Origin of the sequence: Parvimonas sp. D9, from assembly GCF_035282565.1 — a bacterium.
Taxonomy (GTDB): Bacteria; Bacillota; Clostridia; order Tissierellales; family Peptoniphilaceae; genus Parvimonas; species Parvimonas micra.
The window spans coordinates 1-372 of the sequence record NZ_JAYKBM010000078.1 but is presented as its reverse complement, the minus strand read 5'-3'; the positions used below and the strand labels follow the sequence as shown (position 1 = coordinate 372).

Here is a 372-nt window from a genome sequence, read left to right as displayed (position 1 = left end):
GCGAACCCTGCGCAGCACTTAGTTCATTCCGAATCTCTGCGGCGGTGGAGGTTAGATTAGACTGCACCGTGGCAGCAGACGCCAGAGCAGCGTTGGACGTAGACTCCGCATCAGCAGCCTTTTGGAACGCAGCATTAATGTCATTGATAACAGTAGCAGCAGGCTTGCCACCCACTGCCTGCGTATCCTTGGAAACATTGGCAATGCCGTTCGTGCTAGCAGTTTGCCAAGGCGATGCTGGAGAGTAGCGCGATCCATCGGTAGCTGTTGCCCGAATAGAATACTGCGTAGCAGGCTGAAGACCCATAATATAGGTCACTTGGTTACGGGCTGCTACACCGGGCACCGTCCAAGTTGTGGAAGGGTTGGCCC

Annotated in this window: 1 protein-coding gene; it reads right to left on the bottom strand. The window is 55.1% G+C overall.

The genetic code is table 11. The features are described from left to right. A partial coding sequence (locus VJI94_RS08100) for a fibronectin type III domain-containing protein (RefSeq protein WP_324008978.1) occupies window positions 1–372 on the bottom strand: 372 nt, incomplete at both ends.